Source organism: Streptobacillus canis (genome assembly GCF_009733925.1).
In the GTDB taxonomy this organism is placed as follows: domain Bacteria; phylum Fusobacteriota; class Fusobacteriia; order Fusobacteriales; family Leptotrichiaceae; genus Streptobacillus; species Streptobacillus canis.
In genome coordinates, this window is sequence record NZ_WOEI01000009.1 from 30,435 (window position 1) to 53,816 (window position 23,382).

General features: G+C 24.5%; 22 protein-coding genes and 1 pseudogene. 2 read left to right on the forward strand and 21 right to left on the reverse strand.

Features of this window, described 5'->3' with window-relative positions:
- Position 1 precedes the first annotated feature (1 nt).
- From truB to GM111_RS08490, 15 genes are all read right to left on the reverse strand, one after another.
- A complete protein-coding gene (truB, locus tag GM111_RS03640; RefSeq protein WP_156299515.1) occupies positions 2-859 on the reverse strand; it encodes a tRNA pseudouridine(55) synthase TruB in 858 nt (285 codons plus the stop codon).
- Positions 860-897: 38 nt separating this feature from the next.
- A complete protein-coding gene (locus GM111_RS03645) occupies positions 898-2,424 on the reverse strand; it encodes a sensor histidine kinase (protein ID WP_156299516.1) in 1,527 nt (508 codons plus the stop codon).
- Complete coding sequence (locus GM111_RS03650) at positions 2,411-3,085, reverse strand: response regulator transcription factor (protein WP_156299517.1); 675 nt, start codon at positions 3,083-3,085, stop codon at positions 2,411-2,413. Before GM111_RS03650 ends, GM111_RS03645 begins: the two co-directional genes overlap by 14 nt.
- 19 nt (positions 3,086-3,104) lie before the next feature.
- Positions 3,105-4,424 (reverse strand): peptidase U32 family protein, encoded by a 1,320-nt coding sequence (locus GM111_RS03655; RefSeq protein ID WP_156299518.1) that lies wholly within the window; start codon positions 4,422-4,424, stop codon positions 3,105-3,107.
- Positions 4,425-4,433: 9 nt separating this feature from the next.
- On the reverse strand, positions 4,434-5,825 hold the full coding sequence (gene dnaB / locus GM111_RS03660; protein WP_156299519.1) for a replicative DNA helicase: 1,392 nt from the start codon (positions 5,823-5,825) through the stop codon (positions 4,434-4,436).
- Between the two features lie 13 nt (positions 5,826-5,838).
- Positions 5,839-6,291 (reverse strand): 50S ribosomal protein L9, encoded by a 453-nt coding sequence (gene rplI, locus GM111_RS03665; RefSeq protein ID WP_156299520.1) that lies wholly within the window; start codon positions 6,289-6,291, stop codon positions 5,839-5,841.
- 10 nt (positions 6,292-6,301) lie between these two features.
- A complete protein-coding gene (gene dnaX, locus GM111_RS03670; RefSeq protein ID WP_156299521.1) occupies positions 6,302-7,669 on the reverse strand; it encodes a DNA polymerase III subunit gamma/tau in 1,368 nt (455 codons plus the stop codon).
- A complete protein-coding gene (locus GM111_RS03675; RefSeq protein ID WP_156299522.1) occupies positions 7,647-8,321 on the reverse strand; it encodes an HAD family hydrolase in 675 nt (224 codons plus the stop codon). The genes dnaX and GM111_RS03675 overlap by 23 nt, the downstream gene beginning before the upstream one ends.
- Complete coding sequence (locus GM111_RS03680; RefSeq protein ID WP_156299523.1) at positions 8,321-9,037, reverse strand: hypothetical protein; 717 nt, start codon at positions 9,035-9,037, stop codon at positions 8,321-8,323. Before GM111_RS03680 ends, GM111_RS03675 begins: the two co-directional genes overlap by 1 nt.
- Positions 9,037-9,870: a Rossmann-fold NAD(P)-binding domain-containing protein gene (locus GM111_RS03685; RefSeq protein ID WP_156299524.1), complete on the reverse strand. Its 834-nt coding sequence runs from the start codon at positions 9,868-9,870 to the stop codon at positions 9,037-9,039. The genes GM111_RS03680 and GM111_RS03685 overlap by 1 nt, the downstream gene beginning before the upstream one ends.
- Positions 9,867-10,559, reverse strand: coding sequence for a pseudouridine synthase (locus tag GM111_RS03690; protein WP_156299525.1), 693 nt, complete (start codon positions 10,557-10,559; stop codon positions 9,867-9,869). Before GM111_RS03690 ends, GM111_RS03685 begins: the two co-directional genes overlap by 4 nt.
- Before the next feature lie 41 nt (positions 10,560-10,600).
- A complete protein-coding gene (locus GM111_RS03695) occupies positions 10,601-10,975 on the reverse strand; it encodes a hypothetical protein (RefSeq protein WP_156299526.1) in 375 nt (124 codons plus the stop codon).
- An 84-nt stretch (positions 10,976-11,059) separates the two neighbouring features.
- Complete coding sequence (locus tag GM111_RS03700) at positions 11,060-14,278, reverse strand: FtsX-like permease family protein (RefSeq protein ID WP_156299527.1); 3,219 nt, start codon at positions 14,276-14,278, stop codon at positions 11,060-11,062.
- A gap of 3 nt (positions 14,279-14,281) precedes the next feature.
- Complete coding sequence (locus GM111_RS03705) at positions 14,282-14,803, reverse strand: hypothetical protein (protein ID WP_156299528.1); 522 nt, start codon at positions 14,801-14,803, stop codon at positions 14,282-14,284.
- 1 nt (position 14,804) lies between these two features.
- Complete coding sequence (locus GM111_RS08490) at positions 14,805-15,869, reverse strand: thymidine kinase (protein ID WP_156299540.1); 1,065 nt, start codon at positions 15,867-15,869, stop codon at positions 14,805-14,807.
- 148 nt (positions 15,870-16,017) lie between these two features.
- Here GM111_RS08490 and GM111_RS03715 point away from each other — a divergent pair, with 148 nt between their 5' ends.
- Both GM111_RS03715 and GM111_RS03720 read left to right on the forward strand, forming a co-directional pair.
- On the forward strand, positions 16,018-16,542 hold the full coding sequence (locus tag GM111_RS03715; protein ID WP_156299529.1) for a C40 family peptidase: 525 nt from the start codon (positions 16,018-16,020) through the stop codon (positions 16,540-16,542).
- Between the two features lie 86 nt (positions 16,543-16,628).
- On the forward strand, positions 16,629-18,671 hold the full coding sequence (locus GM111_RS03720) for a glutamine synthetase III (RefSeq protein WP_156299530.1): 2,043 nt from the start codon (positions 16,629-16,631) through the stop codon (positions 18,669-18,671).
- A gap of 174 nt (positions 18,672-18,845) precedes the next feature.
- On the opposite strand, the gene GM111_RS03725 is transcribed toward GM111_RS03720, so the two are convergent.
- From GM111_RS03725 to lepA, 6 genes and pseudogenes are all read right to left on the reverse strand, one after another.
- Positions 18,846-19,091 carry a transposase gene (locus tag GM111_RS03725; protein WP_156299531.1) on the reverse strand — a complete coding sequence of 82 codons (246 nt, stop codon included), beginning with the start codon at positions 19,089-19,091 and terminating at the stop codon, positions 18,846-18,848.
- Positions 19,088-19,396, reverse strand: coding sequence for a transposase (locus GM111_RS03730; protein ID WP_156299532.1), 309 nt, complete (start codon positions 19,394-19,396; stop codon positions 19,088-19,090). Before GM111_RS03730 ends, GM111_RS03725 begins: the two co-directional genes overlap by 4 nt.
- Positions 19,397-19,600: 204 nt before the next feature.
- Positions 19,601-19,813: pseudogene (locus tag GM111_RS03735) on the reverse strand (transposase); the annotation flags it as partial.
- Positions 19,814-20,060: 247 nt separating this feature from the next.
- Positions 20,061-20,723 carry a trimeric intracellular cation channel family protein gene (locus GM111_RS03740; protein ID WP_156299534.1) on the reverse strand — a complete coding sequence of 221 codons (663 nt, stop codon included), beginning with the start codon at positions 20,721-20,723 and terminating at the stop codon, positions 20,061-20,063.
- Positions 20,695-21,312, reverse strand: a complete 618-nt coding sequence (locus GM111_RS03745; protein ID WP_156299535.1) for a 3'-5' exonuclease — start codon at positions 21,310-21,312, stop codon at positions 20,695-20,697. Before GM111_RS03745 ends, GM111_RS03740 begins: the two co-directional genes overlap by 29 nt.
- 11 nt (positions 21,313-21,323) lie before the next feature.
- Positions 21,324-23,123 (reverse strand): translation elongation factor 4, encoded by a 1,800-nt coding sequence (gene lepA, locus GM111_RS03750; RefSeq protein WP_156299536.1) that lies wholly within the window; start codon positions 23,121-23,123, stop codon positions 21,324-21,326.
- Positions 23,124-23,382: the final 259 nt, after the last annotated feature.

Genomic DNA, 23,382 nt, shown 5'->3' on the forward strand with positions numbered 1-23,382 from the left:
ATTATCTCAACTCCTTAAAGTATTTACTCCTTTTTATATAATAAGTATATCTTATTTTTTGCTTAATTTCTACTAGTCCAGCAAAAATATTATTATAATAAATTTTTAGATATTTATCATTTTCATCAATTACTTTTAATTCTATTATTTTTGTCATACCATTAAGTAGTTCTAAATACATTTTTTCATCAACATCAAGTCTCTTATAATTAAAGAGTTTTTCAACTGGTATTTTTGTATTTACATCATTTAAAGTATATTTATCAATACGTTCTCTAACTAATTTAGTCATAGTAGCATAAGTATCTAAATCTCTTCCAATATCTCTTACTAATGATCTTATGTATGTACCACTACTTACATCAGCTCTAAATGATAATATATTTTCTTTATACTCAATATCATAAATATTGTAAATCTCAACTTCTCTTCCATCTAGTTCAAGTTCTATTCCTTTTCTAGCTAAATCGTAAAGTTTCACACCATTTTTTTTAATCGCAGAAAACATTGGTGGAATTTGAGAAAATTTACAAATATATTTATTTATAGTATTGTTAATTTGATTTAAAGATAATTTAAATTCAGAATCAGATTTATTTGTAATTTCACCCTCTAAATCAAATGTATTTGTTTCATAACCAAGTTCCATTTCAACATAATATGTTTTAGAGTGCTTCATTAAGTAATCAGAAAATTTAGTAGCATTATTAGCCATAACTATCATTAAACCTTCGGCCATTGGATCTAATGTACCTGCATGACCAATTTTTTTTATATCTAATTCTTTACGTACTTTTTGAATATATGAGAATGAAGTAATATCTTTTGGTTTATTCAATACTAATATGTAATCTTCCATCGCTCTCCTTTTTAAAAAATAGGCAATAAAAATATTGCCTAATTATTTATATTATTAATTATAATTGTAATCTTTGTACCAATGTTTATTTCTGATTCAATTTCAAATTTCTGATTTTGTATTTCTAATATTCTCTTAAATATTGATAATCCAAGACCATAACCACCAGTTTCTTTATTACGTGATTCATCTACTCTATAAAATCTATCAAAAATTTTATCTACTTCTTCTTTTTCTATTCCATATCCTTCATCTCTTACAATAAATTTACCAGTATTAGTAACTTTATCATATTTACTAGAAATATAGACATTAGATTTTTCTGGAGAATATTTAAGTCCATTTTCAATAATTATTCTAAGAGATTGTAAAAGTAAGTTTTCATCACTGATAAATTCAAATGTTTCATCTTCTTCGATTAAAACTTTTTTATTTAGACTAACTAGTTTATAATCTGTTTCAATTTGATTTAATATTTTAGATGAATTTACGTTTACTTTATTTAACATCTTTATATTATTTTCATCTCCACGTGATAAGAATAATAAAGATGTAATTAATTTTGTCATATTTTCACTTTCTTTTACTATTGAATCTGTAGATTCTATTAATAATTCATTTTTAGGTAATTCTTTTTCCTCATCAGTTAATGACTTTATGTATCTTCTATTAATTAGTTCAGCATATCCCTTAATTATTGAGATAGGTGTTCTTAATTCATGAGATACATCAGAAATAAATCTAGATTGTTTATCAAAAGTTAGATTAATTTTATCTAACATCTCGTTTATTATATTTGTTAAATCAAATAATTCATCTTTTACTTCAAAATTTGGAATTCTACGTGATAAATCTCCACTTGAAATTTCCTTAGAAGTTTTTATTATATTTTTTATTGGTTTTAGAATTCTATTACTTATTTCTCTAGAAGTTAAAAATATTAATATTAAACCTAAAAATGCACTAAATAAAAATAGTATTTTAAGTGTATTTATAGTTTTAACGTGTTGATCTATATTTTTTAAAATATATACATCAAATATAGCACCTTTAATATCTTTTGTTAATTTAACTACAGAAAAAGTTGAAGATTCATTGGAACCATTATTTAAAACTATTGTTTTTGGAATAAGTATATTAGAGTTAATATTATTAAATGTTTTATTCAAATTTTCATTTGTAATTGTAAATCCTGACGTGTTTAAAGCAACTACATCAAGATTATTTTTTGCAACTATATGTAAAACATATCTAAAATCTTCTTCCCCTGGATTGAAAGGTTTTGTATAAACTATACTTTGACCATTTATTTCAGGTTCAAATTTAAGTTTTAATTTTTTTTCGTTATATTTATTAGTATAATCCTCAATACGTGAAAAATAAGCATTAATTTCATTAACCTTATTTGAGTATTGTGAAATTAGAACATTAGTATTTTGTCCATTTAAAATAAAAAATAAAATTACAGTTGAAAATATAGTTATAAATATAAAAACAAAACTAAATGTTATTGTAATTCTATTCTTTATACCATATAGTTTTTTAAACTCATTATTTGAATACAAATCCTATCCCTCTTTTAGTTTGAATAAATTTTCTTGGATAAGGTTTATCAATTTTATCTCTTAAATATTTAATATATAAATCTAAAATATTATTATTTCCAATTTGATCAAATCCCCAAACTTCTTCAAGAATGTTATCTCTTCCTAAAACAATACCTTTATTTAAGACTAAGTAGTCTAATAAATCAAATTCTTTTTTAGAAAGTTGTATTAATTCTCCACCTCTGTAAACTTCGTGTGCGGTATAAGAAATTCTTAAATCTTCAAATACAAAGTCTTCTTTCTTCTCGTTTTTCTTTTTAGAACGTCTTAATAATGCTTTTATTCTAGCAATTAGTTCTTCATTTGAAAATGGTTTTGTTATATAATCATCAGCTCCATAATCAAAAGAAATTACTTTGTCAGTTATTTGATCTTTAGCTGTTAAGAAAATTATTGGTACATCTGAGTCTTCTCTAATTCTCTTACAAATTTCAAAACCATTCATTTTAGGTAACATTACATCTAGTAATATTAAATCAAAATGATTGTATTTTGCAGCTAATAATCCTTCTTTTCCATCATTTTGGATTTGCACATCAAATCCTTCAAATTTTAATTCTACTTCGATAATTCTTGCAATCTTAACATCATCTTCTATGATTAAAATCTTTTCTTTCATGATAAATTATCCTTCCTGTTTATTTATTTTTTCCACAAGAGCATTGTTTAGGAGTAAAACCTGTATTTGATTGATCTGTTTCAGAAATATCCATATCAGAATCTGAAACACCTTCAGGAAGTTTTACTCTAATTAAATCTAATTCTCCCATTTCAATTTCTGTTTCTATTATTGCGATTGTATTCGGATGTACAATTTCTTCATACTCCTCTGTTTTTGTATTATAGAAGTTATTTACCCTAAATTTAATTGGATCTTGATGAGGTCTTACTAATTCAAGTTCAACTTCTGGTGCAATAATTCTATTTCTAATTTGTACCTTATATTTATCCGTATCAACTTTTTCTAATACATTAGCAACTAATTGATATGTTTGTGAATATGATGAGCTTGTATTATAATTTTGATCAAATTCACTTGTTGAACCAAAGAAGAATCCTGATGAATATAATCTATGGCTTATTGTTTGTAATTCATATAACCATTTAGGGTCATATACATAATTTCCAGTATAATATGCATCAATTGCTTCTCTATATTGTTTAGTAACTGTTGAATTATAATATATAGATTTCATTCTTCCTTCTATTTTTAATGAATCTACCCCAGCTTCTAATATTTTATCTATAAATTCAATTGTACATAAATCTTTTGCATTAAAGATAAATGTTCCACCTTCATCTTCAACTATATCATGTGCTCCAGTTTCTTCGTGTCCTTCTGCTACAACTTTGTAATTCCATCTACAATCTTGAGCACAAATTCCTCTGTTTGCATCTCTTGATGTGAAGTAATTACTTAATAAGCAACGACCAGATACAGCCATACACATAGCACCATGTATAAATACTTCAAGTTCTATATCAGGTACTTTCTCTTTTATTTGTTTTATTTCATGTAAAGACATTTCTCTTGCTAAAATAACTCTTGAAGCGCCCATATCTCTATAAGCTTTTACTGTCATCCAGTTTGTTGCATTAGCTTGTGTACTTACATGTATTTCAAGGTTTGGTGCATGTTCTCTAACTTGTTGTATTATTCCTAAATCTCCAACTATAACAGCATCAACATTTGCCTTTTCTAAAAATTTAATAAATTTTGGTATATAGTTTACTTCTTGATTATGTGCAAAAATATTTAAAGTTACATATACCTTCTTTCCAAGTGAATGAGCATATTTTACAGCTTCAGTTAACTGCTTATCCGTAAAGTTTGCACTCATTCCTCTTAGATTAAATCCTCTACCACCTATATATACTGCATCAGCTCCAAAATGGAATGCAGCTTTTAATTTTTCCATGTTACCAGCAGGGGCAAGTAGCTCTGCTTTTTTTATCATTTTTCCTCCTTAATCATCACTTTGTTGTTTATTATAATAGTTGTGTTCATATTTCCCAGTTGGGTTTAGAAATCTTTGTCTTGCTTTATCAAATAATAAAAGCATACTTCCAGTTTGACCATTTCTGTGCTTAGCTAATAATAATTCAATTGGGAAAAGCTCAGTTTTAATATCTGCAATATTTGTTTTTCTTGCTTCATGATATTCTGGGTTAAATATAAATAAAACTTGATCGGCATCTTGTTCAATTGATCCAGATTCTCTTAAATCAGATAAAATAGGTCTTTTATCTTCACGAGAATCAACTTTTCTTGATAATTGAGATAAAGCTAGTATAGGTACATTTAATTCCTTAGCTAATAATTTTAAACCTCTAGAAATTTCAGAAATTTCTTGTTCTCTACTTCCGACTCTTGAACTTCCTTGAATTAATTGTAGATAATCAATTATAATCAACCCTATATCTTCACCTTCTCTTTGAACATTTCTACAAGTATTTTTAATATTTGAAATTGTAGGCGTAGCACCTGCATCAATTAATATTTTAAGTTTACTTAATTTGTCTAATGCTTGTGTATATTCTTGCATTGTTTCAGGATCACTAATAAAATCAAATTTTTTAATTTTTTCAAGTTCAATGTTTCCTGCCATTGCAATTAATTTCTTTAGTAATTCCTCTTCACCCATTTCTAAACTGAAAATTAAAACTTTTTTACCGCTTTCAGCCACATTTAATCCAATATTTAAAGATAAAGTTGTTTTTCCTACTGAAGGTCTTGCAGCTAATATTAATAAATTACTTGGATGTAGCCCATTAGTAATTTCATCATATCTTTTATATTTAGTTTTTACTCTTGTTTCTTGTTTTGGGTTATCTTTTAATTCTTTAATTCTTTCGAACTCTTTATGAGTTAATTCTTCAATATTGATTACACCATTACTTGTAGAATCATTATATAATTTACTTAATTCAAGTTGTGAGTTTTCAAGTATATTTTTAACATCATTATTATTAAATAATTGTTCGTTAATATTTCTTGCTAGACCAGATAGTCGTCTTTTTTTAGAATACTCAAGTATTGTATCTAAATATATTAGTGCATTAGCAGATGAATATGATGTTTCTACTAAGTTAGAAAGATATTCTAGTCCACCAACCTTTTCTAAATTGTTTTGGGATTTTAATATTTCACTTACAACATGTACATCTAAATCTAAGTTATCTTTATCGTCAATATGTTTTAACATAGCTTCATATACAAGTTTGTTAGTATTTGAATAAAAATCACTTGATTTCAATAAAGGGGTAATTTCACTTAATAGATTAGGGTCTACTAAAATTGCCCCTAATATTGATTTTTCAAAGTGTATGTTATGTAATACATTATCATTTTTTTCCATAAGGTATCTCCTATTATAGACTTATTACATTTACTTTTAAAATAGCTTTTATTTCAGCATAAAGTTTTACTTCAACGTTATGTAAACCTATAGATTTTAATCTAGCATCATTACCCATTTTCTTTTTATCAATTTCCACTTTTAATTGTTCTTTTACTGCCTCTTCTATTTCTTTAGCACCTAAAGAACCAAAAACTTTACCATCTTTTCCTACTTTTACTTTTAAAGTAATAGTATTTTTTTCTAGAATTTCTTTTACTTCATTAGCATGTTTTATTTCTTTTTCAATGTTTTTAGAAATTCTATTTTTTTGACTCTCTAATTTATTTATATTTTCAGGTGTAGCTGGTACCGCTTTATTTTGTGCAAATAAAAAGTTATTTGCATATCCGTCTTTTACTTCTATTATTTCATCTTTTTTTCCTACACCTTTAATATTTTCTTTTAAAATTACTTTTACTTTCATATTCTTCTCCTTATTTTTCAATTGCATTAAATATTGAAATAATCTTATTTTTTATCTCTTCATCAAATTCTCCATCATTTTCAACTGATCCACCAATTAAAACATTGTATTTAAATCCAAATCTATTTTCTAATTCAGTTTCTAAAAATTCAATAGTTTTTTCATTGTTTAAATAACGAAAATAATAACTTGATTTATCATTTAATATAGTAATATTATTATTTTGTGCTGAAATCTTAGTATCTTTGACTAAATTATAATATCTTTGTCTACCTAATTCATTTAAATATTTAATAAATATATCCCATTTTTCTTGAGAAAACTCAATACTTATATTCTGTGTTTGTGGTATTTGTGTTATTGTTTGTCTAGATGTAGATAAAATTTTGTTTATTATTATATATGCAAGCAATCTTTTATCTTCTTCATTCTTATATTTTACTAAAATTTCAAGTATGTTTGATATAATATTTATTTTTTTATCCAATTCAATATCTTGTATTTTTAAATATTTACAAAAGTCTCTTAAAAATTGATCAATTTGAATTCCTTCAAACCATAATTTATCAATAAATATTATTAGCTCTTCCTTTTTATTATTTAATAATAATTTTGTGAAATTTTGATGAAATATTTTTGAGACTACACCAAGTGCTTTTTCTGTTAATTCAACAGTTATTTTATCTTCATTGTAATAATTTGAAGCTACTTGTTCAAAAATAGAAAATGAATCTCTTGCTGAACCTTCTGATTTAGAATAAATAAGTTCTAAACTTTCTGTATCAATATTAATATTTTCTTTTTGAGCGACTTGTGTTAACATTTCAATTATATCTTTTTCACTAATTGTTTTAAAATCATATCTTTGACAACGAGATTTGACAGTATCTGGTATTTTTTCTATTTCTGTTGTAGCTAATATAAAAATAATATGTTTTGGTGGTTCTTCTAATATTTTAAGAAGTGCATTAAATGCTTCTTTTGTTAACATATGAACTTCATCGATAATATATACTTTTTTTCTACATTTAACAGGTAAATAACCAGTACTTTCCTTTAAATCACGAATTTCATCAATACCTCTATTAGATGCAGCATCTATTTCTATTATATCTACAGCAATACCTTTAGTAATTTCCTGACAATTTTCACAATTATCACATGGTGTTGAAGTAATGCCATTTAAACAATTAGCTCCTTTTGCTATAAGTCTTGCAATTGTAGTTTTTCCAACTCCACGAGGTCCATTAAATAAATATGCATGCGATAATTTATCATTGTCTAAACTATTTTTTATTGCTCTTACTATATGTTCTTGTCCATATAATTGAGAAAAATTTTGAGGTCTATATTTTCTATATAATGTTATGTTCTCCATTTTTAATCTCCTCTATCACACCTATAACTTCAACCAAATTATTAAGCGTTTTAAAACATAATTCATTTGTTTCATCTGTTGGCATTAATAAATCAGGAATCATTATAGGATTAGCTTTTGCTGCAGCCGCAGCTCTAATACCATTATAAGAATCTTCAAGAATAATACATTCTTTTGGATCGTATTTAAAATGATTAATAACTTTAGTAAATATTTCTGGATTAGGTTTACTTTCTTTTACTTCTTCACCAGATATAATATATTCAAAATAGTCATCTAAATTCTCATTTTTAAGTAACTTTAATATTTTATGTCTAGGTGATGATGATGCAAGAGCTATTGCAATGTTTTCTTTTACTAAATAATTTAATAACTCTCTAACACCTTTTTTAACCCCTATTTTTTTTAAATCACTTAATCTCATTATTTCTTCTTCTATACATTTAAAAATAAAATGAAAATCTAAATTTGGAAAATGAGATTTATAAAATTTTACACAACTCTCATTACTTGTCCCTATAACGCTGTGCATTTGTTCTTCTGTAATATTAATATTATGTTTTTCAACAAAAATAATTGCTTGATTTATATATTCTTTTTCAGTATCAAAAATTAAACCATCCATGTCAAATATACATAATTTTATAGACATTATAACACAACCTTTAATACTTTCTTTTGATCATCTGTTAGATAATTAATTGCAAGATTCTTTTTCACTGCTTTATCAAATAAAGTAATATAACTTCCTTTATTTTCTTCTGGCTCCATAATATAGTCACCTTCTTTTAGATATTCTTGCAAAGCAGGAATTGTTTCTTTCAATCTATAAATAACACCAAACTGATTTTCTAGATATTCAAGATCAATTACAACTAAAAATTTAGATCCAATTTGTTTCATTTCTTTTACTTTATCATTATCTAATAATAAATAGAAAATATTATCTAATCCAACTGAAAAACCAACAATTGATTTTTTTTCTTTTCTTAAGTTGTAGTTAATTTCAGATATTAAAATGTTTATAAGAATGTCTTCATATTCATCTTCTTTTTTTTCGAAATCATCAAAATCAATATTAGTTAACTTATCTAAATATTCAGAAACTAATCTTTTCATACCTTTAGTATAATTTTTTGATTTATAATTATGAAAATATGCATTAGTATGCTCAGCTGCAAAATAATAAAAGAATGTTTCGTAATTTTGAATCTCACCTTCTGTATCATCAAAACCTATATATTCTAATATCGCTGCTCTAAGATCCTTGTTATATGCATCTACAGCATTTTTATATGTTTCATATTCTATGTTAAATAATCTAGCAAAATTGTGTAATTTATCATATTCTATATTTAAATCTTCCATTATTTCATATTTCCTTTCAATAGTTTTAAAAATTCTTTTGAAGTATTTATTTCTTCAACATCAGTTTTTATTCTTGGATTAATTTTTCTGTCTACAAATACATGTAGTTGTTTTATTATTTCAATATAATAAATATCTTTTCTTCCAAAAAGAATAAGTAATAGTTGTAGCATTTCAATAATGCATAAATCTATTGCCATAATTAAGTTTGAATTTTTAAATTTAAATTGCTTTAAAAATGTACTCTCAAAAGGAATCTTTACTAGATCTAACGCATATTTTGCAGTAATGCTAGTGTCTTTTTTTAAAGGACTTTCTTCTATACAATAAATACTTCCAACATCTGTTAAATTTATTATTAAGTCTAAATTTGATAATCTTTCAATATCTAAAAAATTTTTAAAATAATCACCCTTATCTAGCTTTATATTATTATTTTGTTTTATTGAAGCTATATGTATTCTTTCAGCATTATTTTCTTTTAATACTTCATAAATTGTTTTAAAATATTCATTTGTCTCTAAAATCAAAACATTAGATTTATCCACTTTAAAATTTGAATATTTTAAAAGTTCTGTAAAAGCAATTTTCTTTAAAGACTCCTTTACTAATATTTCATCATTTTTATAGAAAAAATCATATTTACTATTAGGATTTAAATTATCTTCAAAAAAAACTGCATCAAATTCATCAATATATTCTTGATATTTTTGTATAATGTTTTCTACATGATATATTTCAGAGTTTAAATTTTTTACTTCTTTAATTCTATTATGAATTATTTGATATATTTCAAAATTAGTTTTATTGCCTACGTAAGCTATTTTTTTCATAATAAACCTCTCAGTTCTTCATCTGTTAATTCACGGTATTCCCCTAGTCTTAAAGTTTCATCTAATTTTAAAGAACCCATAGATACCCTTTTAAGATAAATTACTTCATTATTTACTGCTTTAAACATACGTTTTACTTGATGGAATTTTCCTTCTGTAATTGTAATATAAACTTTCATATCATCAATCACATCTATTTTTGAAGGTTTAGTTATTATATCTTCTCCAATATCAATACCTTGCTCAATATTTTCTATTTCAGATTTTGAAATAGGTTTAAGTAATTCTACATAATATTTTTTATCTACATGTTTCTTAGGTGATAATAAATTATGCGCTAGATTACCATCATTCGTTAAAAGTAATAATCCTTCAGTATCAATATCAAGTCTTCCAACTGGAAATAATTTATATGTTTTAAAATCTGTAATTAAATCTAAAACTGTTTTCTGTTTAGTATCTTCAGTTGCACTAATAAATCCTTTTGGTTTATTTAACATGACATATCTAAATTTTGTATATGAAATTATTTTATCATCAAATTTAATAAGATCATTTATTTCATCAATTCTCATATCTGTTGTTTTTGCAACTATATCGTTAACTTTTATTCTTTTAAATTTAATTATGTCTTTTACTTCTTTACGTGTCCCTATTCCACTATTAGCTAAAAATTTATCTAGTCTCATTTATTTTCCTTTATGTAAAAGGGATGCAATAAATACATCCCCTAATTTTTAATCTCAAAAATTCCTGGCTTTGATGACTTACTTTTTTCAATTAAATATTCTATTAAAGTTTGAAATTCCTTGTTAGAATTCTTATCGTATATATCTGGTAAATTCTCAAAACTTTGATTTTCTACTATATATTTTTTTACAATATCCTTTTTTTCTCTAAATTCGCTATCTTTAGTTGATAATTTAACTCCCTTTTCATCAATTTTATCAAAGTCAACAGAAAGAATTTTTGAGTTCTTTACAATAATTCTCATTGTTAATGTATATCCATCTTTTTTATGGGAAACCTCATATTTACCATCATTATAATTTGCAAAAGATGTGATACCAAAAATTGTTAGAATTATTAATAAAAATCTTTTCATGAATATCATCCTCCTATTCTCTAATATTTTATCATATTTTTGCCATTTTTTCAAATAAAAATGCCACATTTGTGGCATTTGTATTTATTCCATTTTTAATGCTTCTATCATATCTATATTTTTAAGTTTTCTATGTACTAATAACATTGAAATTATTGAAAAGAATAATGTAAGAATAATAGCAAATATATATGGTGAAATTCCAGTAGATTCAACAAAAACTGTATTAGTTTTTTCCATTGAAACTAAAATAATTTTATGTAAACCTCTACCAAAAATTAAACCAAATATTATTCCAACAACTGTAAGTATAAATATTTCTTTATAGATATATAACGAAACTTCTTTTGCGTAAAATCCAATAACTTTTATTGTCGCTAATTCTCTTTGTCTTTCATTTACATTTATTTCGAGTAAACTATATGTAACCACAATAGAAAGCACTGCAGAAAGTAATGTTATAAAAACAACAATAAAGTTTAAACTTTCACTGATTTTATCAAAAATTTCTTTATATGTCTTGTTAAGTGAAATTGATTGTACTTCTTCATAATCTAAAACAGAATCTAAATTTTTATTTGTATCCTTTATAATAATGTTATTTATTTTGTATTCTTTATTTAAACTATTTTCATAATAATTTCTAGACATATATATATAATTTCCTTGATAATTTTCAGTAATATTTTTAACTTTTAGATTATAATTATTTCCAATATAATCTGTAACTATAATTTCATCACCTATTCCTTTATTTAATAATGTTAAAGTTCTTTTTGAAATAACAACTCCATCATCAGTAATATCATTGGTTAAATAAATAAAATTAGAAATATTAATATCATCTATTATATACATTTTTATATTATTTTCACGATCATTTACAATAAATTTAGCATCAATACTTTGTAAACTTAATGTTGTAAAATTATCTTTAAGTACCTTAGATATTGTGTCTATTTCATTTTCATTTAAATGTTGTTTTAAATTAACCTCAGCATGAAAATTTCTAATCTTATTATACTGAATTTCAGAAATTTCCGAAAATGAATTTCTAATAGCAAAACCTAAAAATATTAATGCTGTACATCCTGATACACCAAGTATATTCATTATCATTTTACCCTTATATCTAAAAATATTTCTTAAAGTAATTTTATTTGAAAACATCAATTTCTCCCATATGAACTTTATATTTTCTAATAAAATTTTTGTACCATATTTAGGAACTTTTGGTTTTAATAAATCAGAAATTTCAATATTAAAATCATTCTTTAGTGCTAAATAAACAGAAATTATAGTTGATAAAATTGATGAAATTATACTTATAATGATAATCTTAAAATCTATAATTATTTGAAGATCATTGTATGCAGAAATAGAACCCGCTCTAAATGCAGTATAAATAAATTTTGGCATAGAAAATAATCCAAAATAAATACCTAATGTTATCCCTAAAATTGTCGGAATTAATGCATAATAATAATATTTTTTAGAAATTTCCCATTTACTGTACCCTAAAAATAAATATGTACCTATAGAGTTTCTTTGTTCATCAACCATTCTTGTCATTGTAGTTGTAGAAACAAGAATAACAATTAAATAAAATATTATAGGAAAAAGCTTTGAAATTATATTAAGACTGTCAACACTTTCAATAAATGAGGAATAACTAGGATTATCAATTCTTGAATTGACAAAATATAAAACTTTTAAATTATCTAGTTTACGTTCATTTACTTCTATTTCATTTAAAGATTTATTTATTTCAAAATTTGCTTTATTTCTTTCATTTTCAAATTTTTCTTCAGCTATATTAATCTCTTTCTTATTTTTTTCTATTTTTTTCTTCCCTTGATTAATATCATTTAGATTTTTTTGATAGTCTAAATTATATTTATTTTTTTCATTTATTAATAATTGAGTTCCATCATCTAATTTATCGATACCATTTTCAACTTGAATTAATCCATCATCAATTTTGGAATTATTTTCTTCCAATTCTTTGATTTTATTTAAAATAAATTTTAAATTTTCATTTAATTCATATTTTTTATTTAATAAATTTATTTTTTCCTTCTCTAATTTAATTTCTCCTTGCTCTATTTCCATCAAAGCATTAGAAATTTGTTTTTTCCCCTCTTCAATTTTAGTATTAGAAACAAATAAATTAGGCTTTAAATTATCCACATATTCTTTATTTTTAAGGACTTCCTCTTTAGATTTATCAATATTAATCTTATTTTCATTTATTAATAAAATCCCATTTTCTATTTCTTGTAATCCATCAAGAATTTTAGTTTTATTTGTTTCTAATTCTTTTAATCCTTCTTCTATTTTAACTTTATTTTCTTTTAATTCGTAATACTTTTCAATTAATTCAGTTTTATTTTTATTTATTTTATTTTCATTAATCTGAAATTTCTCAAAAGCTCCTTCAAATTCATTTATTTTTGAATTTAATTCTTTTTCAGCATTAAAAATTTTATTTTTTGCATCTGAAATCTTATTAGCATTTTTATCAATTTCATTTTTTGCATCAATAATTTTATTTTTTCCATCATTAATTTCATTGTATTTCTCATCTAGAAAGTTACTTAATTTTGATGAAGAATTTTCATAAATTTTATTTTGAATATCTATTTTTTTATCAAATACAAATTTATCATACTCTTCTGAATATGTAGGTTCATTAATATTTAATTTTATATTTGCAAATGTATATTCTTTATTCTGGAAATATTCTAAAATCGTATATGCATTAATTTTAACAACACTATAGCCCTTAAATGCAATATTTTTAGAATTTTCAAGTCTATCTTCAACATTTTCATAATAACCAACAACATTAAAAATTTTATCATTTTCTAATTTAATATTATCATTAATTCTGTATTTATTTTTGTAAGTACTTTCAATAATTATTTCATTAATTTTATCAGGAAATTTTCCATCAATTAATTTTAATGTTGAAATTTTTTTAGGTATATTTTTAACATTAATTATATCTTTACTATTATTTATATATATTTCTTCATTGTATCCATATTCAATATCAGATATATATTCTAAATTATTTAAAATATCTAAATCTCTTTGATCTAAAGCAATATTTGAACTAACCTTAATATCTGCAACATTATACATTGAATATAAGTTATCAATAGTTTTATGCATATCTTTACTTAATACATTTAAACCAATAAAAGTTGATATACCAAGTAAATTAATAATAAAAATTGCTAAAAATCTAGTTTTAGATTTAAAAAATTCACGAATAATATCTTTATTATTCGTTTTCATAAACTATTTTCCTAATTCATGATAATAATCATTTAATCTTTGAATAACATTGAATAATCTTTTTCTAAAATGTTCTTTTGTTATTTTTTCTACTTCTTCTCTAGAAATTTTAGCTAAAGTTAAGTATTTTCCAGTATTTTGTAATTCTACCGTTTTTGCAAATGAATATTTTTTTAGCTCAATTATCTCTTTTGAAATATCATCTGCCATAAGTTTCATTGTTTCATAATCAAAATTTTGACCAGTAAGTTTAGTGTTTTCAAATAAATTTTTTAAAGTACTAAAAGAAAGCTCATAAATTGAATTTGTTAAACCTTCAATTGCATCTAATTTTGCATCTTCAATTGTAATTAATCTATCTGAAACAACTGCTAAATCATTCTCATAATCAAAAGTGTCTTTCATTATTTCTTTTGTTGCTTTACTTGTAAATAATCCACTTAAAAATTCATCAGATGAAAGTCTTGTATATGAAAAAGAATTTAAAGTTGTTAAAGCTGTAAGTATAAATATCATTTTTTTCATATTAATTTCCTCCCTTAATAATTATTGCTTTTGTATTAATAATATTTTCTATATTTTGTATATTTTCTTCTTTTTCTGGGTTATCAGATGGTGTAAAGTATATATCTTCAAGATTTAAATCTGCTTTTCTAATTGTTTCATGAGAAATTAAAACTTCATTAATCATTCCACGTCTATTTCTTGAAATTAAAATTACAGAAGAAATTTTTCTATATTCAGACATTAAATCTATAATACTATATTCCCCTTCAATTGGTATTAAAGGACTTTTTACAATTCTAATAAATAAAATGTCACATTCATGTGAAGCTTCTTCAATAGCATTTCTTAAATCAATGACTGTTTCATCATTTTTGAATATACTAATTGTTTTAGTTTTAGAATTTGGATTTTTAGTTTGTATATATTTTTCAACTTCCTCTTTACCAGCATTAATATCTGTACCAAATAAGAAATAAATTTTTGCTCTTTGATCTCCTCTATCTTTAACAATATGGTGTCTTCTACATCTTGCTTCATAATTTTCACTAGCACCCACCATTACAATTGGGTCATCTCTAAATGCTGGCTCACCATTGATAAGTCTTTGGCTGGCATAGGCTTCTTTACCACAAACCATACATATAGCTTTTAACTTTATAATAGAATCTGCGTATGTTAATAATTCAGGCATTGGATGAAATGGTTCTGCTTTAAAGTCCAAGTCTAATCCTGCTACCACAACTCTTTTACCAAGATTAACATATTTATTACAAAATTCAACTATATCTTTACCAAAAAATTGTACTTCATCTACACCTATAACTTCAACATCTGGATGTTTTGAGATTATGTCTTCCATTTCTAAAACATTACTTACCGGGTATGCTCCAATACTGTCTTGACTGTGTGAAAAAATACCATTTTCACCATATCTTTTATCAATTGCATGTTTAAATATTAAAACGTTTTGTTTTGTAAATGATTCTCTTCTCAATCTTCTTATTAACTCTTCACTTTTTCCCGAAAACATACTTCCACATATTACTTCTAATCTACCAACATTATCACTATTTTTTAAAAACATATTTATATTTTGACCAATGGTCAAACTCCTTTCTCTTTTTTAATATTATATCATAAAATATATCAATAAGTAATGTAAATTATTTTTTTATTTCATGTAATTGACTTATCACAATTTATAAGTTATAATTTTTATGAGGTGGTAGAATATGAAAAAGTTTTTTATATTTTTATCTTTACTTTCATTTGTATTATTTTCTCAAAATGAAACTGATGAAAGGTTAAATAAAATTTTAAATGAACTTATTGTTATATCTGAACATAATATTGAAATATCACATGAAGAAGAAATAGTGTTAAGAGATAAAATTATAGAATTTGCTAAAACAAATTTAGATAGGCCATATTCTTGGGGTTCAGTAGGTCCCAATAAATTTGATTGCTCTGGATTTGTTAATTATGTATTTTCAAAAAATACCTCTATAAGATTACCTCGTGTTTCAAAAGATATGGCTACATATGCACAAAAGAAAAAAGTTGAAGATCTAAGAGTTGGAGATTTATTATTTTTTAATACATCTGGTAGTGGTAATAATATTAATCACGTTGGTATTTATATTGGAAATAATGAATTTATTCATGCATCTTCTGCTCAAAAGAAAGTTACAATTTCAACAATTGCAAGTGGGTTTTATAAAAAAACATTTAAATGGGCTATTTCGCCTTTTGAATAAACTGCTATTTTTAGCAGTTTTTTTATTGTCAATTTTTTTGTATAATGATATAATCTAAAAAACTAGTAAGAAAGGTTTGGGAATAAATGGAAAACATTATGAAAATTTTTGGTGAAAATGCATTCACTGAAACTAATTTGAAAAAACGTGTACCAAAAAAAGTTTATGAAGAATTTAAAAAGGTACAAAAAGGTGAAATTGAATTAAGTAAAGAAAATGCTGATTTGATAGCAACAGCTATAAAAGATTGGGCAACTAAAAGAAATGCAACACACTTCTGTCACTGGTTTCAGCCTTTAACAGAGTTAACAGCTGAAAAACACGATTCGTTTATTGAACCAAACGGAGATAAAGATTTTCTTTATAGATTTTCTGGTTCTAATCTAATTAAAGGGGAATCTGATGCATCATCTTTTCCAAATGGTGGTTTAAGATCAACATTTGAAGCAAGAGGTTATACTGTATGGGATACAAATTCTCCTCCGTTTATAAAAGAAAATGAAGTTGGTGCCACATTATATATTCCTACATCATTTATTTCATATAATGGTGAAGCATTAGATAAAAAGTTACCTTTATTAAGATCGATGAATGCTGTTAATAAAGCAGCTACTAGATTATTAAATTTACTAGGATATACTGAAGTAAAAAATGTAATACCTACTCTAGGTGTTGAACAAGAATATTTTTTAATTAAAAAAGAACACTTTGATAAGAGAAAAGATATAATGTTTACAGGACGTACTTTATTTGGATCAAAAACCCCAAAAAATCAAGAAAGTTCTTATCATTATTATGGAAAAATAAAAGATAAAGTCATAAACTTTATGGCAAATTTAGATTATGAATTATGGAAAGTTGGTGTATCTGCAAAAACTAGACATAATGAGGTTGCACCAAATCAATTTGAGATTGCATCTATTTTTGATATTGCAAATTTAGCAGCTGATCAAAATCATATTGTAATGGAAACATTAGAAAAATTAGCATTGAAACATGGTTTTGTTGCTTTATTACATGAAAAACCGTTTTCATATGTAAATGGTTCTGGTAAACATAATAACTGGAGTTTAGCTACTGATACTGGAGTAAATTTATTTGATCCTAAATCTCCAACATTTATGATTTTCTTATCTGCAATGGTTGAAGCTGTAGATAGATATTACCCTATTTTAAGGACTGTGATTGCAAGTTGTTCTAACGACTATAGACTAGGTGGTCATGAAGCTCCACCAAGTATAATATCTGTATTTTTAGGTTCTCACTTAACAGAAAAATTTAAAGAAGCAAAATTGAATCTTGTTGATAATAAAATAGTTTATGCTGAAAAAGATAAAAAAATTAAAAAGAAAGTTACTATGATAAATATCAATCAAGATTTTGATGATAGAAATAGAACTTCTCCATTTGCATTCACTGGAAATAAATTTGAATTTAGAATGCCTGGTTCTACTTCTTCTCCAGCTAATACTTCTATGGTTATTAATGCAATAATTTCAACTGTATTAAATGAATACTCAGATAAATTAGAAACTTCAAAAAATATTGAGAAAACAATTAATACAATTATAAGTGATTCATATAAAAAACATAGTATAATAATATTTAATGGAGATGGATATAGTGCTTCATGGCATAAAGAAGCTGCTTCAAGAGGATTAAAAAATATATCAAATACTTATCAAGCATTACAATATTATTTAGATAAAGACATTGTAAATATGTTTGAGTCAAATAATATTTTAAATGAAGTAGAATGCCATTCAAGATACTTAGCATTCTTAAATAGATATGTAGATAATAGACTAACTGAATGTAATACATTAATATATATGATTGATAAATATATTTTAAATTTTGCATATAAATATATACCTACAATAATATTTGAAGAAGAACAAACAGAAGTTAAGACTTATGCAAATTACTTATTACATTATAAAAAAGAATTATCTCAATTATTAAAACAAATACATGAAATAGATTTAGAAGATAAAGCTAAACTTTTAAGTAATGAGGCTATCTTATTAGAAAGTAAAATAAGAAAAGTTATAGATTATTTAGAATCAGTAATTCCTGCAGAATATTGGACTATACCAACATATACAGAATTATTATTCACATTATAAAAAAAGGTGATTCGGGGCTGTTCCGAAATAGCTCAAAAAATAACGGAGAATTCTAGAATTTTTTAGAATTCTCCAATTTTTTTTGAAATAATACATTTTCTTATTAAAATTCATATTTTTATACAACACTAAATTGAGGGTTGTACCCTCATATCAAAAAAGTTAAATTCAAGATTATGCAATTACTTCTTTAAGTTTATATAAATTTATATTTTCTCTATTTTTTCTAATATCATTTATATATTTTCTTAAATTAAACCCTAAAGCATACATTGCAAATTCTAGCTTAGTTCTTTCTAAACCTTTTCTTCTAAATCTATCATAATCAAAGTTTTCTTTAATATCTCCAAAAGGTCTTTCTACTTGAATTGATCTATTCAATCTATACTGACCTCCTAATTCACTTAATATTATCTCTATTTATTTTCTTCATTTTGTGAAGTAAATACACTTCTAAGTAAACCTCTATATTTATATTCTCTAGTAATTATGTATTTTACTCCAACTTCATGTTTTTTTGGCTTTATATATGCAGTATATCCTTTATCTTCTAAATGTTTCAAATTTTCATAACTTTCATAACCTGCATCAGCAACAACATTTTTAAAATTATATCCATTTGATTTAATATGTTCCATAAATACAGCTTCTTTATCTGTTTTAGAATAACTATTTCTATCCCCTAATATCTCTAAGTGATTTTGATATTCTTTCTCTTTTTTCATAACCTCTTCTAATCATTTCTAAGAGATTTTACTTCTTCTTCTGAAACTATTTCAGCTAAATTTAACTCCGAACCTTTTAATGCAAGATAGTCTAAAAGGATTCTCTCTAATTTTATTTTATTATTTTTTTGAAAATATTTTATGCTCCCCTTCCAAACGAAAAAGCTTCTATCTTTGTTCCATCAATAAATACTTCATTTTCATTTATATTAATATTGATACAAATTGATAAAGTAAATCTATGATATCTTCTTTATATCTCTCAATAAAATTTTGTAATCTTCTTAATTTAGGTGCTTCTTCACCGTTAAGAAGATATATGAAGTTAATATTTTCATTGCAATTTCTTACTATCTTTCTTAATTCTAATTCAGAATAAAAAGCATATAAAAGAATTATTTTAAACATAACATCTAATGAATTTTTAGGTTTTCTACCTTTTTTGTAAGTCTTTACTTTCGATTTATTTTTAAAAACTAGTTCCTTAGCTAGCTCGTTAAGAAGACTTACAGGAAAATTTACATCAAATTCAAAAAGTTTGTAATTATTTAGGTTAAAAAGTTGATTTTATCAATGTTTACGCGTATTTTTAGCATCAAAAAAAGCCAGTTTTTTGCTGGCTTTTTTGGTTATTTAGAGCTGTTTATTTCGGAACAGCCACTTTTTATTTTGGTAAATTAAGTTTATTTTTTATTACAAACAATCTAATTATTAATACTACAAAAAATATAATTGTAGTTGTTTGAATTTCTGTAATTTTTAAATCTACTATCATAATTTTATAGAAAAATCCTGCTATTACACACAATATTGCATATATATCTTCTTTTAAAATAAATGGTGTTTCATTAGCCAAAATATCTCTTAATACTCCCCCGCCAACAGATGTGATTGTAGCCATGATAACAATACCCATAGTATTTAGATTATTATGTAAAGCTATATTTGCACCTATAGAAATAAATAATGATAAACCAACTGCATCAAATATTAATACCAATGTTCTCGCTCTTTCAACAATACTTTCATCAAATTTAGGTTTAAATAATAAATAAGGGAGATATGCAAATAAAGCAGTAGCTAATGCAATATAAATATCTTGAGGATTTACTAAAGCATTTGGTATTTTATTTAACATAACATCTCTCATTATACCACCACCAACTGACGTTATTATTGCAAGTAAGCTCACACCAAATAGATCATGATCATGTTTTATACCTTTAAATACACCTGACAATGCAAATGAAATTATACCTAATAAATTAGCTAAATAAATAAATGTATTAAATTCCATATTATTTAAATTTAGTTGAAATATTATCAACTAAAAATCTCCTTACTTTCAATTTTGCAACGGGATCTTTAAGCATTTTAAACATCACTCTTCCCATAATTAATACATCATACATACTGTTATGTAATTCATTTTCATCTAAAGGTATATTATAATAATTTGCACATTCCATTAACTTTGGCCATTTATATTTTGAAAATCCAGTTAAGTTTGGAACCTTAACAATCTCTATATTCTCTATCATAGTATCAAATTGATATTTTAAATTAAAAGGTATAAATTGTCTATCAAATCTAATATTGTGAGCTACAAAATGTTCTGCATTATCACAAAAGATATAAAAATTATCAATATCCTCTTTAAAAGTTTTTGGATATTCTATAGAAGACATTGCTCTTCTTCTCTCTATTTCTTCATCATATAAACCATTTACTTTTAAGGCATCTAGATTTGGTTGTTCACCTTCATTTCTAAAGTAAAATCTATCAAATTCATCTAATTTTATCATTTTATTACTTTCTGTATCAAAAGTAACTTTCATTGCTGAAATTGATAAAACAGAATTTAAAGGAGTAACTCCATTAGTTTCTACATCAAAAAAAATAACTTTTTTTATCATAAAGTTCACCCTTAATCATTTAGTTTAAGCACTGATAAGAATGCTTCTTGAGGTATTTCAACGTTTCCAATTGCCTTCATACGTTTTTTACCTTCTTTTTGTTTTTCTAATAATTTTTTCTTACGAGTAATATCTCCACCATAACATTTAGCTAATACATTTTTTCTTAAAGCTTTAACAGTTTCTCTTGCAATAACTTTAGTTCCTAATGCAGCTTGTAAAGGTATTTCAAATTGTTGTCTAGGAATTACTTCTTTTAATTTTTCAACTATAGATCTTCCTCTATAATATGCATTATCGCTATGGGCTATAAACGAGAATGCATCTACAGCTTGTCCACTTACTAATATATCTATCTTAACAAGGTTTGATTCTCTAAATCCTATCATCTCATACTCAAATGAAGCATAACCTTTTGTTCTTGATTTTAATTTATCATAAAAATCAATAACTATTTCAGCAAGTGGTAAATCGTACACTATCATAGATCTATTTTCATCTAAGAAACTCATGTTAACAAAAGTACCACGTTTTTCTTGGCATAATTCCATAACATTTCCTACATAATCTTTAGGTGCAATTATTGTCCCTTTAATATATGGTTCTTCAATATGTTTTCTACCTTCTGGAAATTCAGCAGGGTTATCAATCACCAGCATATTATTTGTACCTTCAACTGTAACATGATACTCAACTGAAGGTGCAGTTGATATTAAATCAATACCAAATTCTCTTCTTAATCTTTCAACAATTATTTCCATGTGTAATAATCCTAAGAAACCACAACGGAATCCAAATCCTAATGCTAATGAAGTTTCTGGTTCATATGTTAAAGAAGCATCATTAAGTTGTAATTTTTCTAAAGCTTCTCTTAAATCTTCGTAATCATCTGTTGATATTGGATAAACTCCTGCAAAAACCATACTTTGTGCAGGTCTATATCCATCTAATGCAAATTCTGTTGGATTTTTAACTGTAGTTATTGTATCTCCAACTTGTGTATCTTTAATTGACTTAATACCAGTAATTATATATCCAACTGACCCTGCATCTAATTCTTCTCTTTCTTTCATTTTAGGTGAAAATACTCCAACTTCTAAAACTTCAAATTCCTTACCTGTTGACATAATTTTAATTTTTTCACCTTTTTTTATACTACCATCTAATACTCTAATATATGTAATTACTCCTCTAAAATCATCATAATGTGAATCAAATATTAAAGCTTTTAATGGTTTAGTTGCATCACCTTGTGGCTCAGGAATATGTGCAACAATTCCTTCTAATAAATCATCAATTCCAAATCCTGTTTTTCCAGAAACTAAAACTGAATTATCTGTAGGTAACCCTATTACGTCCTCAATTTCTAACATAACTTTATCTGGGTCAGCAGATGGTAAATCTATTTTATTTATTACAGGTAATATTTCTAAATCATTCTCTAATGCTAAATAAACGTTTGCTAATGTTTGTGCTTCAATACCTTGTGCAGCATCTACAACTAATAATGCACCATCACAAGCAGCAAGTGATCTAGAAACTTCATAAATAAAGTCAACGTGTCCAGGGGTATCGATTAAGTTTAGTTCATAAACATTTCCATCTTTTGCATTATAATTTAATGTAACAGCTTGTGCCTTTATTGTAATCCCCTTTTCTCTCTCAAGATCCATACTATCTAATAATTGTTCTTTCATTTCTCTTTGACTTACAGTTCCTGTCATTTCAAGCAATCTATCTGCAATAGTTGATTTTCCATGATCTATATGTGCAATAATTGAGAAATTTCTTTTTAATCTTCTATCTGACATTTTAACCTCTCCATAAAAGTATTTTATTTTATATTTTACCATAAATACATATAAAAATAAAGTTATATTGAAATATATTTAATTTTCCTAAATTAAAATAGTAAGTGTCCAAAATATAAGTTGAAAAAAAGTGGATATATAGTACAATCATAAACGACTAAATTCATTGAAAGGAACTGTATACCCATGACTAATAATAACATAAATTTAGAAAATAATAAAAAAGCTAAATATAAACATTTGAATTATGCAGATAGAG

Coding starts and splice junctions, on each gene's coding strand:
- GM111_RS03700 (WP_156299527.1), bottom strand. CDS start 14,278: ATGAAAACGAATAATAAAGATATTATTCGTGAATTTTTTAAATCTAAA.
- GM111_RS03655 (WP_156299518.1), bottom strand. CDS start 4,424: ATGATAAAAAAAGCAGAGCTACTTGCCCCTGCTGGTAACATGGAAAAA.
- dnaX (WP_156299521.1), bottom strand. CDS start 7,669: ATGGAGAACATAACATTATATAGAAAATATAGACCTCAAAATTTTTCT.
- GM111_RS03690 (WP_156299525.1), bottom strand. CDS start 10,559: ATGAGACTAGATAAATTTTTAGCTAATAGTGGAATAGGGACACGTAAA.
- truB (WP_156299515.1), bottom strand. CDS start 859: ATGGAAGATTACATATTAGTATTGAATAAACCAAAAGATATTACTTCA.
- GM111_RS03695 (WP_156299526.1), bottom strand. CDS start 10,975: ATGAAAAGATTTTTATTAATAATTCTAACAATTTTTGGTATCACATCT.
- GM111_RS03715 (WP_156299529.1), top strand. CDS start 16,018: ATGAAAAAGTTTTTTATATTTTTATCTTTACTTTCATTTGTATTATTT.
- GM111_RS03650 (WP_156299517.1), bottom strand. CDS start 3,085: ATGAAAGAAAAGATTTTAATCATAGAAGATGATGTTAAGATTGCAAGA.
- GM111_RS08490 (WP_156299540.1), bottom strand. CDS start 15,869: ATGTTTTTAAAAAATAGTGATAATGTTGGTAGATTAGAAGTAATATGT.
- lepA (WP_156299536.1), bottom strand. CDS start 23,123: ATGTCAGATAGAAGATTAAAAAGAAATTTCTCAATTATTGCACATATA.
- GM111_RS03685 (WP_156299524.1), bottom strand. CDS start 9,870: ATGAAAAAAATAGCTTACGTAGGCAATAAAACTAATTTTGAAATATAT.
- GM111_RS03705 (WP_156299528.1), bottom strand. CDS start 14,803: ATGAAAAAAATGATATTTATACTTACAGCTTTAACAACTTTAAATTCT.
- GM111_RS03675 (WP_156299522.1), bottom strand. CDS start 8,321: ATGTCTATAAAATTATGTATATTTGACATGGATGGTTTAATTTTTGAT.
- GM111_RS03720 (WP_156299530.1), top strand. CDS start 16,629: ATGGAAAACATTATGAAAATTTTTGGTGAAAATGCATTCACTGAAACT.
- rplI (WP_156299520.1), bottom strand. CDS start 6,291: ATGAAAGTAAAAGTAATTTTAAAAGAAAATATTAAAGGTGTAGGAAAA.
- GM111_RS03730 (WP_156299532.1), bottom strand. CDS start 19,396: ATGAAAAAAGAGAAAGAATATCAAAATCACTTAGAGATATTAGGGGAT.
- dnaB (WP_156299519.1), bottom strand. CDS start 5,825: ATGGAAAAAAATGATAATGTATTACATAACATACACTTTGAAAAATCA.
- GM111_RS03680 (WP_156299523.1), bottom strand. CDS start 9,037: ATGGAAGATTTAAATATAGAATATGATAAATTACACAATTTTGCTAGA.
- GM111_RS03745 (WP_156299535.1), bottom strand. CDS start 21,312: ATGATAAAAAAAGTTATTTTTTTTGATGTAGAAACTAATGGAGTTACT.